General features: G+C 37.4%; 8 protein-coding genes. 1 reads left to right on the top strand and 7 read right to left on the bottom strand.

What is annotated here, in order from left to right; translation table 11 throughout:
• Nucleotides 1-24: 24 nt before the first annotated feature.
• The 7 genes from BN102_RS07425 to BN102_RS07455 all read right to left on the bottom strand — a co-directional run bounded on the left by BN102_RS07425 (nucleotide 25) and on the right by BN102_RS07455 (nucleotide 13,550).
• A complete protein-coding gene (locus tag BN102_RS07425) occupies nucleotides 25-1,608 on the bottom strand; it encodes a RagB/SusD family nutrient uptake outer membrane protein (RefSeq protein ID WP_019208487.1) in 1,584 nt (527 codons plus the stop codon).
• 11 nt (nucleotides 1,609-1,619) lie between these two features.
• Nucleotides 1,620-4,772, bottom strand: a complete 3,153-nt coding sequence (locus BN102_RS07430) for a SusC/RagA family TonB-linked outer membrane protein (RefSeq protein ID WP_245545345.1) — start codon at nucleotides 4,770-4,772, stop codon at nucleotides 1,620-1,622.
• 360 nt (nucleotides 4,773-5,132) lie between these two features.
• Nucleotides 5,133-6,056, bottom strand: coding sequence for an endonuclease/exonuclease/phosphatase family protein (locus BN102_RS07435; RefSeq protein ID WP_036787611.1), 924 nt, complete (start codon nucleotides 6,054-6,056; stop codon nucleotides 5,133-5,135).
• A gap of 24 nt (nucleotides 6,057-6,080) precedes the next feature.
• Complete coding sequence (locus BN102_RS07440) at nucleotides 6,081-7,811, bottom strand: RagB/SusD family nutrient uptake outer membrane protein (protein WP_019208490.1); 1,731 nt, start codon at nucleotides 7,809-7,811, stop codon at nucleotides 6,081-6,083.
• Nucleotides 7,812-7,929: 118 nt separating this feature from the next.
• Nucleotides 7,930-11,562, bottom strand: coding sequence for a TonB-dependent receptor (locus BN102_RS07445; protein ID WP_019208491.1), 3,633 nt, complete (start codon nucleotides 11,560-11,562; stop codon nucleotides 7,930-7,932).
• Between the two features lie 118 nt (nucleotides 11,563-11,680).
• Nucleotides 11,681-12,898, bottom strand: coding sequence for a FecR family protein (locus BN102_RS07450; RefSeq protein WP_019208492.1), 1,218 nt, complete (start codon nucleotides 12,896-12,898; stop codon nucleotides 11,681-11,683).
• A gap of 82 nt (nucleotides 12,899-12,980) precedes the next feature.
• A complete protein-coding gene (locus BN102_RS07455) occupies nucleotides 12,981-13,550 on the bottom strand; it encodes an RNA polymerase sigma factor (protein WP_019208493.1) in 570 nt (189 codons plus the stop codon).
• A gap of 378 nt (nucleotides 13,551-13,928) precedes the next feature.
• Between BN102_RS07455 and BN102_RS07460 the strand changes: the two genes are divergently transcribed.
• Nucleotides 13,929-15,122, top strand: coding sequence for a saccharopine dehydrogenase family protein (locus tag BN102_RS07460; RefSeq protein WP_021311220.1), 1,194 nt, complete (start codon nucleotides 13,929-13,931; stop codon nucleotides 15,120-15,122).
• Nucleotides 15,123-15,134 lie beyond the last annotated feature (12 nt).

A 15,134-nucleotide genomic window follows, 5' to 3' on the forward strand; every position in this document is an offset into this window, starting at 1 on the left:
AGGACAACAAAACAACTTATTTTCTTAATAACCCGGATTCTGCGTCAAGTCAGGAAAGAGTTCAATATCTCTCGTAGGAATCGCATAAATCATTCTGAAATCTTCTATTTTAAAACATCCATCATTATTAGTTGCTTTCACCCATGGATAGCTTTCTTTTATATATTTTCCGTATTCAGTCATAACTTCCTTAGCCATCCCCTGTCGCTTCAAATCACTCCAACGATGATTCTCGAAAGCTAACTCATGCTTCTGCTCATTAGAGACATCCTCCAAGGAACAAGTCACCAAATCATCTAGTCCAGCACGAGCACGGACTTTATTAATGTATGGTAAAGCCTCTGCACTTTTTCCTTCTTGAACTAAGCATTCTGATAAAAGAAGTAAAGCACCTGCATAACGATAAATAGGGAAATTCTCTTTTGTTCGTACACTATAAGCATAGGGCGGATGATAATATTTAATTACCATCATTCTAAAATCTTTCCCCTCAGGACATACATATCCTTTCGGCTGATGAATTAGTTTTTCAAAATAGAAAAGATCTCCGTCAGAATGTCCTTCTACAATAGCAATGGATGCTGGCAATCTTAAATCACCATCTTCATATGAATCTATCATTTTCTGAGTTGGAACTACCCAACCGCCACTTTCTCCAGCATAGTTAGTCCCACCTACTCCCATCATTTCCTCTAAATTAGAACACTTGGGGGCCATTTTATAAGCGAAAACACTATATTGATCAGAAGAACCATCCTCTGTATATTGTACTTCAAAGATCGTCTCTTCCATATTCTTTTTCGAAGGATCAAAGCAATCAGCATAATTAGATAATAAATCATAATGCATATTCGTAATATCTTTCAAATCCTTTTCCGCTATACTATAATCCGGATTTGGTTTAGTCATATTCACTTCAGCTCTTAGCATCTTTGCAGCTCCCATAGTAACACGACCACCATTATCCACAGGAAAATTTGAAGGAATAGGTAGCCCTATAGAAATAGCAGTATCTAGATCTGACAAAATCTGATTATAAGTTTCTTCTACGGAGGAACGTGGAATAAAAGCTTCATTAGGCGCATGTATCTCATGAATATTTAATGGCATTCCACCCCAGTTTTTTACTAAATCAAAATAATAATATGCTCTTAGAAACGAAGCTTCTGCTTTGACTGCCAATTTATCTGCTTCGACCATCTCTGTTGCATTGTCTACCCTATCCAATATAGCATTTATTCTCGCTACATTAGCCCAATCTTGAATCCATCTTTCTCTTATAGAGGCATGAGTAGTACCATTTGCTGAAACAGCATCATCTATAAATAATGCAAGTTTTTCGCGACAATTAAAAGGACCTCTATCACCCATATATCGGTCAAAAAAAGCATTATCCGAGCGTTGTTCATCCATAAACATACCATAATATGCAATGTCTCTGAGACCACGATAAGCAGAATTCAGTGCTTGGTCAAATTGATCTTTCGTTTGGTAAAATTCATTAGCTACCTGATTTGCTTCTGGATACAATTCCAAGAAAGAATCAGAACATGAAGGAACCAATAACCAAACTATACTTAATAAGAATATAAATAGAACTTTTTTCATCTTTCTACCATTTAAAATGTTACATTCAAACCAACAGTATAAATACGTGAAACAGGATATGAGGTATAATCAACACCATAGCCATTCCATCCATTTGTACCGCCTGTACTTACCTCTGGATTCATTCCTGGATAATTAGTAAAAGTTAATAAATTTTGTCCAGAAACATATAAACGCAAATCTTTTACAAAAGGATTATGTCTCAAAGAAAATGTATATCCTATTGTTAAATTTTTAAGCATAAGGTATGACCCGTCATAAACCCAACGAGAATTTGTAAACCTAAACAATTCCGTTGTACCAGCTTTTGTTCGTGGGATCTCACCTTTCCCTGGATTTTCCAAAGAACGCCAACGATCTTTCACGCACTTGCGTACATTGAACACGCCATCAATGTTCTCCGTAGATTCATAAGTCTCATCCAGAATATCATTACCGACTGAACCTGATATAACCATACTAGCATCAAAGTTTCCCCACTTAAATGTATTAGTAATACCAAATAAGAAATCCGGATTCGGATTACCAATAAAAGTTCTATCGCTAACATCAATCTTACCATCATTATTTATATCCTTCATTCTTGCTGTTCCAACTTCAGAGGTCTCATGTTTAGGTTGGCTTTCGAGTTCTTCTGGCGTCATATATACTCCATCAAAAACATACCCATAGAATAATCCTATTTGATGTCCAACAGCTGTACGATTATAATCATTTTGATTATTATACCCACCAATAGGACTATTGTTCGTTCCTAATTTAACGGCTTTATTCCTATCAAATGAAATATTAAAATCTGTATTCCACTTAAATGAACCAATTAAATTTTTTGTTTGTAACGTAAATTCATGACCCCAAAAATGGAATTCTCCTACATTTGACATGATACTAGAGAAACCTGAAGTATAAGGAAGATCAACTTGATATAACAAACCGTCTGTATTCTTAAAATAATAGTCATACATCAAGAAAATTCTACCTTTAAGAAAACTCAAATCCAAACCAATATCCCATGACTTAGTTGTTTCCCAAGTCAAACTAGAATTACTAATGCCACTTAATGCACGTCCAGGAACAATGGCACCACTATTGACATAATTACTGATAGACATTGTAGATAAAGAGGAATAGTTACCAATGTTATTATTACCCACCTTGCCCCAGCTACCACGCAATTTCAGAAAATTAATTTGAGAAATATTTTTCATAAATTTTTCTTCTGTCAAGACCCATCCTACAGAAATAGAAGGGAAACTTGCCCATCTGGCATTCGATCCAAAACGAGAGCAACCATCTCGTCTAAAAGCTAATGAAAGTATATATTTATTCTTATAATCATAATTTAAACGCGCCAGCCATGATGCCATTGACCATGCAGATTTGCTACCCCTACCAACCTTCGTCACGGCCGCATTGAAAAAGCCGATGGAATCGTCCGCATAGTCCGACGCTTTGATAGTGGAACTGATATCATCTGAACGCTGGGCTGAATATCCAATTAAAGCATCTATATTATGTATACCAAAGAAAGTTTTCTTATACATAAACAAATTCTCGACCATCCAAGTATAATAGTTAAAAGAGGAATGCCTACCATAAGCAGGATTAGGTGGCGCAGAAAACATACCTCCATTTACATAAGAAGGAACCCAACGATCTTGAGAAAAATTTCCAACATCACCGTTTGCACTAAGCTGATACTCCAATCCATCAATTAATTTCACTTTAACATATCCTGATGCTGTTCCTCGAATCGTCTTTCTTGGATTCTTTCTATCGCGTAAAACCAAATAATAATTAGCATTGGCAAACATACCAGGAGGATTATAAGCAATAGGATAAGTTCCATCATCATTCTTATATTTCAACTGCGGATCCATCAAAAATGAGCTTTCAATAATATTGCGTCCATCTCCTAAGCCTTCCTGCAATTGACGCTTGATATAAGAACCAGAAAGATTCAATCCAAACGTCAACCTTGGACCTACATTAAATATATTATTTGAACGAACTGACAAACGTTTTGCATAAGAATTAACAATGACACCTTCTTGATCATGATAGTTAACGTTTACAGATGACTTAGCAAAATCATTTCCTGTCTGCAATGCCAGATTATAATTTTGCATATGAGCTGTACGTAATAATATCTTAAACCAATCTGTACCCTCTTTCACTGATTCTGGATGAGCATAGCATTCTGGTACTGGTGTAGTGGACCCTTCATAACGCTGAGCATCTTCATAAAACTCTTTCTTGAACTGTGCGAATTCCTGCGCGTTCATTACATCAGGCATTCCTCTACTTGAAACAGAAGAAATACCATAATCAGCAGTCAGGTTAATTACTGTTTTTCCTGCTTTACCTTGTTTTGTTGTAACTAAAATTACACCATTTGCAGCACGAGAACCATAAAGGGAAGTAGATGCCGCATCTTTTAACACTGATATAGACTCTATTTCATCTGGAGAAAGACTCTCCAAACCTGAAGTTGTTGGGAATCCATCAATAACAACAAGAGGACTATTACCACCATTGATAGAAACCTGACCTCTTATTCTGATTGAAAGATTACCATTTGGTTCTCCTGAGTTTTGGAGAATTTGTACACCAGAAATTTTACCTTGGAGTTTCTGTGATAAATTTGACACAGGCATATCTTTAAACTCATCAGCATTAATTTTACTCATCGCTGCCGTCACTGATCTGGCTTTCTGCGTACCGTAAGCCACTACCACCACTTCGTCCAATGCTTCCGCATCTTCTTTCAAGACGATGTTTACGATTTGCCGATCTCCGAGTCTGATTTCAACGGTGGTATAACCGATATAAGAAACCACCAGGGTCGGGTGGTCGGAAACTGTCAAGACAAAGTTGCCCTCCACGTCGGTGACGGTACCGTTCGCAGTGCCTTTCTCCAGCACATTGGCACCGATGACGGGATCGCCCGAAGAATCTACGACTTTCCCACGTATGCGGCGATGCTGATCGACGGATTCCCTCCCGTTCGCATCGCACGATTCCTCCGCTCGGGAAGTGAGCACGCCATCCGAATACCTTCCAGATGGCGAAGCCGAACCGACGCAAAGGAATAGCAGCAAAGCGGTCATTTTCATACCGCGCAAGAAATGTTTCCACGTTTTGTAACCAGATAGAACGTTCATACTTTTACATATAATTTTAAGGTTCGACATTCGTGTGATGGATATACAGTGACGTACTTCGGTTTCTCGTTTCGGTTACTGTTCGGGCGACAGCCTGGTTATGCTAGTAATACGATCGAGAAGTTTCGACCCCTAAACCGAACAGGGAAAAGATACCGCCGACGAGGTTAAAGATAGATCCAGCAAGGGCAAATATCCCGTCGTTGAGATTGGGGGAACATCATCGTTTACGAACTATTGTGATTCTTTAATGGATATTAATTTCAGGCTTAAAGATCAAAGATACCTATATAGTGAACAGAAAACCGCCATTGAAGTATCCATCATCAATGGCGGATAACTAATGTTATAGCTCAAGTCTCACTTTAATTTAATCTTTATTTCAACTACAATCATAACAGGAAAATGATCTGATGGCATTCTTGCCTGATAAGTGATTAGATTATCTTTGACATTTGATTCAGACCAATAGGTATCAGTTAATATACCGTATTTTTTAACGACAAATTCATCCGTTAAAAAAATATGATCAATTCTTTTATCTGTCTTCAAATTAGGATTAAAATTATTAAATGTTCCATTAGGTTCATAAATAAACTCTGCTTCTTGATAAGCATCTTTAAAAATATCAGAGTTAACCAACAGTTTATAAGAATCACTAAACTGATCCACATTAAAATCCCCAGATAATATGACAGGGAACTTTTTCGGTAATTCTCTAATCCTTTGCAAAATCAACTTAGCGCTCTCAATCCGAGCCTGTTTACCTATATGATCCATATGTAAATTGAAATACATAAAAATGAAACCTGTCGACTTTAAACGAAATTTCCCCCATGTACAAATACGAGGCAATGCAGCATCCCATCCTTTATTGGGTCTATCCGTTATAGTTGATAACCAAAAATTTCCGTGTTCTAAAACTTCAAACTTATCTGTTCGATAGAAGATTGCTGAAAACTCTCCCCCTTTTTGTCCGTCGTCACGTCCCACACCTATATAATCATAATTACTCATGGATCCTTTTAAATCTTGTAATTGATTATATTTGCCTTCTTCTGTACCAAAAATATCGAAACCATGAAACTGTATTAATTTAGCAATATATGGATAGCGTTGTCTCCAACCATTACCATTAATAGAGTCTCCAATATTTTCATACCGAACATTATAGGTTGCTATTGAGAAAGAAGATGGTTGCCAACATTTAATTCTCTCTACAGATCTACATCCCATAAAAATAAGCGTCAATAATAAAATATTGAATAATCGCATTTTTTTCATACATTTTATTTTCTAAGTTTAATATTACCACCCTGGATTCTGTTTCAAATTACTATTCAATTGGATAACTACTTCTGGAATAGGATACAAATATTGTCGAATAGGCCAACTTCTTCCCGAATAATTATATTTCATCAAATAACCACCATTTACTTCCACAACATTTAGTACATTATTTTTATTCGTTCCGACATATACGCCTATTACTGAATAATTAGGATCATCAATATTATCTGTATTGTAGAAATATGCATCATCAACACCGTCACCATTCATATCTAATGGAGTATTCAACGTAGGGATAAATACTCCTTCCCATGGGTCATTAACCCATAGATCACAACAATTCCATCGTTTCAAGTCATTCAGCCGAAATCCTTCCAAACACAATTCTATTTCCCTCTCACGACGAATTTCCAAAATGGTAGGATCAGTTATGCCTGGATAGTAAGAAGCTATATACGGTTCCATTGCTGTTGGCTTAGTAGTTAATGTACCAGTTTCATCCGTCCCTCCCGTAATACCGGCACGTGCCCGTAGAGCTCCAATAGTTATAGCCCAATCATTATCAGAGAAACTTCCTAATTCGGCTTTTGCCTCTGCATAATTTAATAAAACTTCAGCATATCGCATAATAGGGATGTCATTATCATTAGTTGCAGCATCGTCATAAGCTACATCATCCATAACATACTTTGTAAATTGATATCCGGTTAAAGAATGTCCTGTAAAGTTTGCTGAAGTTCTCTCATATACTCCAGACGCATTTTTACGAGTATAATCAGCTCCACGAATTGTCTGATTTAAACGCGTGTCACGTCCTGTCGTTTCCTCTACAAAAGACTTATAAGTCCCATCTAATTTCTTTTCATTATATGGGGATCCATCAATATTCAAATAAGTTTTTGCGAATTTACGACTCATACATAAATGAGGGCCGAATGTTGAAGAATTATACCACCAGTTTTGTTCTCCCAACCCTAATTCTTTGTCCGTCTCAATTGCCATCATAACTTCTGTTGTAATAGTTTTATTAGAAATAAATAATGCACGATAAGCACCGCGTCCATTTTCATAATCACCTATAGTATAAAGTTTATATGGACCTTTATCCATTACTTCTTTAGCTGCATCAGCAGCTAATTGATACAATTTTTCAATTGTATATTCAGTACAGCCTGTACGGGCAACGTCCAATTCATCATTAGCATGATATTTCCTCCATGCCGCTTCAAATAAACAGACCCTCGACTTAAATGCGATTGCCGTCCATTTATTTACAGTAGTGGAATTATAGGTAGTACTATATTGAGTAATATTATTGTACGCATAATCTAAATCTTCAATAATATAACGAATTATCACATCACGCGTATTTTGAGAATTATACAAATCCGGATCATCTGAATCATTAAATACTTTATCTATCCAAGGTACAGGTCCGTAGGTAACTAACTTGTCAAAATAGAAACGTGCACGAAATAATCGTGCTATACCAGTATAATTATTACGTATACTTTCACTTAACGATTTATCGATGTTATTTCCTAAAAAGAAATTAATGTTTCTCAACTCCGTCCATGACCAACTTGTTGAAGTATTTACAGTATACGCACCTACTTCCATGCCTCCCAACGTGTTTTTAACTCCATAGTCTATAGTAGAATTTCTCTTAAATGCGCTACTTCTTCCTGGCAAAACATTATAAAAAGAATAAGCATATGTTTCCAAACCTTTCTCTGAACTAAACACCATTGAAACAGAAGCTGAAGACTGAGGATCTTCATCAAAATCACAACTTGTTAACAGCGATCCAAATACGAATAATGTACCTAAAAAATATATATTTTTCATATCTTAAAGCTCTTATTAATTAAAACGTCATATTTAAACCTAAACTTATCGACTTCATCATAGGATAATTATAACCATCACCCGAACCACTGTTCAAATCGATATCAGAAGGGCCTATATTTGACACATTTATATCTTTAGTATATTTATAAAGAGGTGACCACGTAAATAAATTTTCACAAGAGATATAAATCCCAATATTACTTAAGCGTATTTTTTTCATCCATGAAGTTGGCAAATTATAACCGATTTGAAGATTTTTTAAACGTAAATAGGATACATCCATCAAATAACGAGTATTTGCATTATAATGCCCATTAAAGAACGGAGAATAATATCCCGTATAACGAGGCAAAAATGCATTAGGTTTGTCTTCCGTCCAATAGTTATTTAGATGCCAACTTGGCATTTGATTGTAAGGACGATTATATTGTCCCCAAAAGATTGATGCTTCATTTGATGGATACCAATCTTGCTTACCTACACCTTGAAAAAAAGCACTAAACCAAATATTATTCCAATCAGCAGAGAACATAAAGCTATAGATATAGCGAGGCTCCTCATTTCCAATAATGATTCGGTCACCAGAATCATCTACGGTATTCTGTCCTCTATCTATATAGCCATTCCCATTTAAATCCTCGAACTTTATATCACCAGGATATAATTTATAGGTTTTCGAAGTAGACATTAAAGGATTATAATATTTCTGCCCCGCCGCTTGCGCTTTCATTTCCGCAGCATCTATGCTACTTTGATCCTGCCATAAGCCATTAGATACAAATCCCCACAATTCTCCAATCCGCATACCTTCATAGTAGTTACCATATAGAGACTGGTTAGCATGTGTATTTAAAGATTTATTTATATTATTATATTTATCAATTTTCGAATAATAATCAGCCAATGTCCCTTTGATACTATAATTGAGTCGTTTCCCCGCCAACTCAAAATGATCGCGCCATTCCAACGATACTTCATAACCATAAGTTGACATATCTGCATAATTGCCTCTAGGCGAAGAAGCACCAAAAACATCTGGAACCGTTGGACCCGCTACTATCATATCCGTTGTTTTGCGAACATAATAATCTGCATTTAAAGTCAATCGATTATCGAAAAAAACCAAATCAGTCCCAATATCGTATGTCGTTGCCGTTTCCCATGTTAAACCACTTGGTAAAGCCAGAGGAGACGACATATAACTTTGCCTTAATCCATTCAATATATAATCAGAAGTTGATACAGATAATACCTGTTTATATTGATAATTACCTAATCCTACAGCGTTACCCAATTCTCCCCAAGAAGCACGTAATTTTGCATTTGAAATATATTTAGGATCAATTTTAAACCAAGGTTCCTGAGAGATCCTCCACCCGATAGAGGCAGATGGAAAAAATGCCCAACGTTGATCATTCGGAAAACGTGAAGAAGCATCATAACGCCCATTAAATTCTAATAAATAACGTTCATCATATGCATAATTTAAGCGAAAGAATGCACCACCAAACTGATAAGCTGTCCAATTGGAAGTAATACTTTTATTATCAGTACCCATAGCTAAATTAATATTCTCAACACCGTCGGTTAACAAATTGTCATTCTTAGCATAAATACTTTTATAATTAGATTTCTCGTAATTCCAACCAGCCATTGCTTTAAAACTATGTCTTTCTTTAAATAACTCTTCGTATTCTGCATAAATATTTGTAGCCAAATAATTTTGACGACTAACGGTCTCTGATAAAGAAGAACGTGTCCCTGTTATATATTCTATAATACTATTACCATCATCATCTACAGATCTGGCATATGGAGAACGAACATTTTTGCGTGTTCTTTCAATAGATGTTCTTTTGTAGGTAAAATCGCCGTTAATACGCAATTTATCATTAAAAAAAATAGCGTTAAAAGAAGTTGTATTTTTCAATGCTATATTTTTTGTAGTGATACCACTTTTTCCATACAACAAATCACCGACTGTATAAACAGCAGAATAACTCAAAGTTCCATCAGGATTAAACATCGGTGAAGAAGGATGAGCCTCATCGGCAATGTTTCTCCATATAACACCAGAACCTTCAGAATAAGTAATAGGATTATAATATTTATTATCTGATAACTCAAAATTATTATTTACCTTCAACCAAGATGTTAACTGATACCCACCTTTAAAGCGTAGATTGTAAGTTTTATACTTATCGGTTTGTTCTTTACTGTCAAATAACCCATTATAAGAAAAGAAACGACCAGATAAATAATAATCGAATTTTCCGTCAGAACCTGAAATCGACAAATTTTGGCTTTGACTAAAGACATGATCTTTATATAACAAATCATAGTAATCTGTTCCTTTGGGATAATAAATGTAACGACCCTTCGTCCCTATAGTACCATCTGAAATGATAGTACCGAAATCACCCGTATCATGACGGCGTTTATACTCTTCTAACCAAGCTACTGAAAATTGTTGAGTTTTATTGATACCTGAAGGATTTGAATGATTATAATTATAATAAGCTTCATAAAAATGTTCAGCCCAAACATAACCATCAGCTACGATATCAGGAACATTCTGAGGAGACTGTAATGTATAATTTGAAGAATAGATTATTTTAGGTTTTCCTTCTTTCGCATTTTTCGTTGTGATCAAAACCACACCAAAAGGTGCACGTGCTCCGTATATTGCAGAAGCTGCTGCATCCTTTAAAACAGAAACACTCTCAATATCATTTGGGTTCAACAAAGAAGGATCACCCTCTACGCCATCAATTAGAACTAAAGCACTACCTCCATTAATAGATCCTGTACCGCGAACGTTAAAATCAGCAGTACGCCCAGGTTTACCATCTGATAATAATATATTTAAGTTAGGGACAACACCTTCTAACATTTGAGTAACATTAGAAGATGGGCGTCCTTCGAAAACATCACTTGTTACCTGATCTACCGATCCTGTCAAGTTCACCTTCTTTTGTGTCCCATACCCTACCACCACCACTTCGTCCAATGCTTCGCTATCTTCATTCAGGGCGATGATTGTCGACTTTCCGCCAACCACCTTAACCTCGTTGGTTTTATAACCAATATAAGATACGACTAACGTGGCAGTGATACTCTTAACATTCAAAGAGAAGTTTCCGTCCGTATCGGTGATGGTTCCGTTCGTAGTACCTTTTTCTAAGATATTAGCGCCGATGATCGGTTCTCCTTGACTGTCAACTACTTTACCAGAGATTTTATAGGTTTGTTCTATCTCGGTTACTTCTCTTACTATCGGAGAAAGCTCTTTCTTATAAATTACAATTTGACGATCATTGATTGCATAAGCCGTATCGGTTCCCTTGAAGAGCTCATCCAGAATTTTTTCTATCTGCTGATTCTTGACATGGATTTTCACTTTTCTGTTCAGATCAACCGTATTATCCATATAGAAAATAATATATTCGCTGTTTTGTTCTATCAAGTTAAAGACCTCTTTGACTGTCTGATCATAAGCTTTTATAGACATAAGCGTTCCTTGTGAATAGATACTCGAAGCGAAACAAACACTCATTCCCATAAACCAGAACAATACGAATGACTTCATTTTTCGAAAGAATTGTTTTTCTTCAGCACTTTTAGCACTGAGTTTAGATTTAAAATTCATACATTTGTAAAAATTGTAGGTTAATAATTGGGTTAACTTATAATTCATCGAGCCGAAGGATAGTACCAGTACCTTTCGGCTCATTTTTCAATCCACACTTACTCCATAGGCTACTTCCTCACTTTTTATAGATTCGACTTACAATTAGTTTTTCTCCCTTCTCGTTTACCTGAATAGGTGCAGCCTTCTGCAGATATCCGAGCACGTCGTCGATTTGAGTTTTCAAATCCAATTTACCGCTACAGGTCATCCTACCCACCTGCTCATCACATTCAATTTGCACGTCATAATACCTACTCAATCGTTTAAACACTTGCGATAGTGGTTCCTTTTCAAAAATATAATAACCTTTCTTCCACGCTATATAATTATTGATATCGACAGTCCTGACCTTTGCTTTTCCATCCGCCGTATTCAATGCGAATTGCTGACTCGGTTTCAGTTCTGTCGAAATACCTTTAGCACTAATTTCTACCTTCCCTTCTACCAAGGTAACTTGTAAATTGGCATCATTTTTATAAGCAGAAACGTTAAAGGTGGTGCCATGGACCAATACGTCCAATAATCGTGTTTTGACGACGAAAGGAATCGACGAATCATGGGCTACCTTCAAGTAAGCCTCTCCTTCGATAAATATTTCCCGTCTCTTTCGATTGAAATGAGTCGGATAAATCACCTTCGATCCGGAATTCACCCAAATCATCGTGCCATCCGAAAAGATAATGGAAGAACGTTTTCCGTACGGAACAATGAGTTGACTCAATGAGGACGGTGCGTACGCCGCCGCACTTTCTTTCATGCTGTTTACCGCTTTGGAGTTTACTGTCACCTCACCGTCCGAAGTATATTCCACCCGGCTCTCCTTCTCCTGAATACAAACCTTTTTACCTTCGCCCAATACCAATTGTACATCATTCGAAGCATTTGTCACGTTCTCTATCGATTCCATAACCGCCAAGTAGTTCGGTTCCAATACACTGACGGATTTATACTTCCACAATCCCCAGACACATACAACCAGGACGGCTACAGCCACCCATCTAAAGTTATGAACAATTTTTTTTCGCGATAAGTACCATTCATTTTTATGTCGAATACGTCGCCACAATTCTTGTTCATCCCTTTCGGTAAACTCAGGAGTATGCAAATCCCGACGTAAATACATAATGAAGGTACGCGCCTTAACGATCTCTTCGCTTAACGACAGATCATTTTCCTTCATGGTCACCCAATAGGCGTCACTCTCACTCGTCGGCGATAGACACCACCGCACGAAATTATCATCGTTTAAAAGCTCTTCCGCTTTATATCCCTTATGATCTTTTTCTGAAAGCATAATTTCTCTTATTCAATTATAAGAGTCATTCGTTTCGAAAATATACTCATTGAATGGAATTTATTTCCAATAATTTCAACTTTCAGCAAAGAAAGAGTACGAAAAGAATAGAAAGACTGCTTCGCCGTTCGCGAAGTTTTCTCAACGAGCGTTGTATCAGATTCTGGGCCGACTGATAATTCATCTTCATGATAGAACAGATATCCTCCATACTCATTTCCTGAATAAAGCGGAAATAGATGATTTCTTTCTGGCGAGGTGTCAGTAAAGTCAATAATTGAGCGACTTCTTCTTTTTCCCGACGATATTTCTCATCCGCGATAAACTGTTCTTCCGTGGAAAGGGCTAACAGAAAAGGCATGTCTTCCGTCAAATCCTCTACCATTGATTTTCGTCGTATCGCTTTGACAAGATTATGCTTCAAAGCAGAAAACAGATAAACCTTTACATTTTGCAGTCGATCGACGCGAGTTCGATTTCGGAACAAATCAGTGAATAAAGACTGGATGCAATCTTTTACCGACTCTTTATCCGTACAAAGGCAAGTACCGTATTGAAAGAGTCTTTTTACATAAGTGGAATATATCCAACCAAAAGCATCATCATCGCCGGATATAAATGCCTTCCACTTCTTCTGACTCTCATCCTCCATGCCTATTTTGAGAAAATATTAGTTTCTTTATGATTCACAAAACTAACATCTTATTTCTCGATTTCAAAACATCGGCTTCAACATTTTTATTTCTTCAATCACTTTGGAAGAATTGAAATTTACACCGATCCGTATGGCAGATACGATACTAAAAAGCAAATAACGGAAGATAAAAGATGGATAAACCTGTCCCAGATATACCCCACTCATCATTTTTCAGATGTTTTCAAAGAAATGACATGCAGCAATTCTCTCCTTACTTTGCGTAGCGAATAAAAAATATCTGAAGAAATTTTACGGAAGTAAAAAGAAAATGCTACCTTTGCTTGTCAAGCAGAAATACTGCGATTCTTCATGCATAATTTTGAAAAACAAGAAATGGGCAAAGTATTAATTATCGGTGCCGGTGGCGTAGCGACCGTCGCTGCACACAAGGTGAATCAGAACCCCGACGTTTTTACCGACATTATGATTGCCAGCCGTACTAAAGCAAAATGTGATGCCATTGTAAAAGCGATCGGAAATCCCGCCATTAAAACGGCACAGGTAGATGCGGACCACGTCGACGAATTAGCGAAGCTCTTGAACAGTTATAAACCTGAAATAGTCATCAACTTAGCCTTGCCCTATCAAGACCTGACCATCATGGAAGCGTGTCTCAAATGCGGCGTGAATTATGAGGATACGGCCAACTATGAGCCGAAGGATGTCGCTCACTTCGAATACAGCTGGCAATGGGCTTACAAGAAACGTTTCGAAGAAGCAGGATTGACCGCCATTCTGGGATGCGGTTTTGACCCTGGAGTGAGCGGAGTGTATACAGCGTATGCAGCCAAACATTATTTCGACGAGATACACTATTTGGATATCGTCGATTGCAATGCGGGCGACCATCACCAAGCCTTCGCCACGAACTTCAACCCGGAAATCAATATCCGTGAAATTACTCAAAAAGGGCAATATTATGAAGACGGCAAATGGATCGAGACAGCCCCCTTGGAAATCCACAGACCACTCACCTATCCGAATATCGGTCCTCGGGAAAGTTACTTACTGCATCACGAAGAACTCGAATCGTTGGTAAAGCATTATCCAACCATCAAACGAGCACGATTCTGGATGACTTTCGGCGAGGAATACCTCACTCACTTACGTGTAATTCAACATATAGGCATGGCCAGTATCGAACCGATTCGATACAATGGCATGGATATCGTTCCCCTGCAATTCTTAAAGGCCGTGCTGCCCAATCCGCAGGATTTAGGAAAGAACTACGAAGGCGAAACATCCATCGGTTGCCGGATCCGCGGTTTGAAGAACGGCGAAGAACATACTTATTATATCTACAACAATTGCAGTCATCAGGCCGCCTACAAGGAGACAGGCATGCAGGCGGTCAGCTATACCACCGGCGTACCAGCCATGATCGGCGCAATGCTATGCTTACAAGGCCTGTGGAAAAAACCGGGCGTATGGAACGTAGAAGATTTCGACCCGGATCCATTCATGGAACAACTGAACCGGCAGGGGTTGCCCTGGCAGGAAGTATTCGATGGCAATTTGGAATTATAACTGACTATTCAA

The organism is Phocaeicola abscessus CCUG 55929, from assembly GCF_000312445.1.
GTDB classification, from domain to species: Bacteria; Bacteroidota; Bacteroidia; order Bacteroidales; family Bacteroidaceae; genus Phocaeicola; species Phocaeicola abscessus.

Coding starts and splice junctions, on each gene's coding strand:
- BN102_RS07430 (WP_245545345.1), bottom strand. CDS start 4,772: ATGAACGTTCTATCTGGTTACAAAACGTGGAAACATTTCTTGCGCGGT.
- BN102_RS07455 (WP_019208493.1), bottom strand. CDS start 13,550: ATGGAGGATGAGAGTCAGAAGAAGTGGAAGGCATTTATATCCGGCGAT.
- BN102_RS07425 (WP_019208487.1), bottom strand. CDS start 1,608: ATGAAAAAAGTTCTATTTATATTCTTATTAAGTATAGTTTGGTTATTG.
- BN102_RS07460 (WP_021311220.1), top strand. CDS start 13,929: ATGGGCAAAGTATTAATTATCGGTGCCGGTGGCGTAGCGACCGTCGCT.
- BN102_RS07450 (WP_019208492.1), bottom strand. CDS start 12,898: ATGCTTTCAGAAAAAGATCATAAGGGATATAAAGCGGAAGAGCTTTTA.
- BN102_RS07435 (WP_036787611.1), bottom strand. CDS start 6,056: ATGAAAAAAATGCGATTATTCAATATTTTATTATTGACGCTTATTTTT.
- BN102_RS07440 (WP_019208490.1), bottom strand. CDS start 7,811: ATGGTGTTTAGTTCAGAGAAAGGTTTGGAAACATATGCTTATTCTTTT.
- BN102_RS07445 (WP_019208491.1), bottom strand. CDS start 11,562: ATGAATTTTAAATCTAAACTCAGTGCTAAAAGTGCTGAAGAAAAACAA.